Annotated in this window: 3 protein-coding genes; all 3 read right to left on the bottom strand. The window is 69.9% G+C overall.

What is annotated here, in order from left to right; genetic code table 11:
- A partial coding sequence (locus tag AC30N0_RS09855; protein WP_489517746.1) for a branched-chain amino acid ABC transporter permease occupies window positions 1–483 on the bottom strand: 483 nt, incomplete at its 3' end.
- Window positions 483–1526: a branched-chain amino acid ABC transporter permease gene (locus AC30N0_RS09850; RefSeq protein WP_489517745.1), complete on the bottom strand. Its 1044-nt coding sequence runs from the start codon at window positions 1524–1526 to the stop codon at window positions 483–485. The genes AC30N0_RS09855 and AC30N0_RS09850, both read right to left, overlap by 1 nt.
- Window positions 1527–1564: 38 nt before the next feature.
- The coding region (locus tag AC30N0_RS09845; RefSeq protein ID WP_489517744.1) for a type 1 periplasmic-binding domain-containing protein at window positions 1565–2020 on the bottom strand (456 nt) is incomplete at its 5' end.

The raw sequence follows: 2020 nt of genomic DNA, 5'->3' as shown, positions 1-2020 counted from the left end.
GTACTTGCCGAGGAAGTCGAGGTTGCCGAGCAGGTAGAAGAGCGACAGGCCCCAGGCGATGGTCGCCAGCGGCAGGTAGTGGCCGGACATGCGCAGCGTCACCCAGGCGAGGACGAGCGCGGCCAGCGCCGTGACGACGAGGCCGATCCAGACCGTGAGCCACGGCGACACGCCGTGCGTGAGCGTCAGGTAGGCGGCGGTGTAGGCACCGAGGCCGACGAACGCCGCCTGGCCGAAGGACGTCAGCCCGGCGATGCCGGTGAGCAGGACCAGGCCGATGACGACCAGCGTGTACAGGCCGATGTAGTTGGCCTGCGTGATCCAGAACTCTGGCACCGGCGAGAGCGGCAGGATCGCGAGGCAGACGACGAAGACGGCGAGGGCGACGCGACGAAACGTCAACGCCCGCGTCGAGCCCGTCGCCCCCGGCGGCGGCAGCTCGCCCGAGGCCGGCAGCGGCGGCGAGGCGGTGCCGTCGGCCATCACTGCTCCTCCTCGTCGTCGTGGCCGTGCTGGAACGAGCGCCAGAGCAGGACCGGGATGATGAGCGTGAAGACGATCACTTCCTTGAAGGCGCTGGCGTAGAACGAGCTGAAGCTCTCCAGCACGCCGACCAGCAGGGCGCCGAGGGCGGCCGCCGGGTAGCTGGCCAGGCCGCCGAAGATCGCGGCGACGAAGCCTTTCAGGCCGATGAGAAAGCCGGTGTCGTAGAAGATCGTCGTCGTCGGGCCGATGAGAAGCCCCGACAGCGCGCCCAGGAAGGCGGCCAGACCGAAGCTGAGCTTGCCGGCGCCTGCCGTCGAGATCCCCATCAGCCGGGCGCCGAGGCGATGCACCGCCGTCGCGCGCAGGGCCTTGCCGCGCAGCGTGCGGCCGAAGAACAGGTACAGGCTCAGGATGAGGGCGATCGAGACGGCGAAGATGATCACCGCCTGGCCCGAGAGCGCGAGCGGGCCGAGCGTGAAGCGCTGGTCCCAGAAGCTCGGGTTGCGGAAGCCCTCGGCGCCGAAGAACACCAGGCCGAGGCCGGTGAGCGCGAAGTGCACGCCGACCGAGACGATGAGCAGGACCAGCACGCTGGCGTCGGCGAGTCGCTGGTAGGCGAGGCGGTAGACGAGCGGTCCGAGCAGGGTGACGATGGCCACCGCCAGCGCGCTCTGCACCAGCAGCGGGAACTTCTGCGGCGCCGCCCACCAGGTCAGCGCGACCACGATCGCCGGCGCGAGCAGCGTCTTCAGCGCAGCGCGGGCCAGGGCCGCGGCAGGCAGGCCGCGACGGGCGTCGGCCGTGGCGTCGAGCAGGGCCGTCAGCACCGCCAGGACCGCCAGCAGCCAGACCGTCCCCGGCACCTTGCCGAACTGCAGCACCGCCAGCGTCAACGCGCCGTAGGCGACGAACTCGCCCTGCGGGATGAAGATGACCCGCGTGACCGCGAAGACGAGGACAAGGGCGAGCGCGAGCAGGCCGTAGATGGCGCCGTTGGTCACGCCATCGAGCATCAGGATGCCGGCGATCGAGGCGTCCATCACGGCCTTCGCGGAGGGTCAGCGCAGGAGCGGAAGGATCAGTTCACTACCTGCCAGTCGCCGTTGGACACGCGAAGCAGCACGCCGGTTTCCGGCGTGTAGCCGAAGTGGTCGGTCGCGGTCCAGTTCAGGACGCCTTGCGAAATGGGCGTGCGGCCCATGGTCTCGAAGGCTTCCTTCAGCGCGGCGCGGAACTGCGGCGTGCCCGGCTTGCCCTTGGCGAGCGCCAGCGGCACCGCCTTCTGCAGGACGAGAACGACGTCGTAGGCATGGGCCGCGAACTGGTTCGCCGAGCCCTTGCCGTGGACCTTCTCGAACTCTTCCTTGAACTTCATGCCGATCGCCCTGCTGGCGTTGCTCGCCGGCAGCTTCTCGGCGACGACGGCCGGGCCGGAGGAGACGAACGAGCCTTCGACGTCGGCGCCGCCGACGCGGATCAGGTCCATCGTCGCCGCGCCGTGCGTCTGGTAGAGCTTGGCCTTCGGGTAGCCGCG

The organism is Rhizobacter sp. (assembly GCF_031412495.1).
Taxonomy (GTDB): Bacteria; Pseudomonadota; Gammaproteobacteria; order Burkholderiales; family Burkholderiaceae_C; genus Schlegelella_A.
The sequence above is the reverse complement of the archived record's forward strand: the minus strand, read 5'-3'. Positions and strand labels throughout refer to the sequence as shown.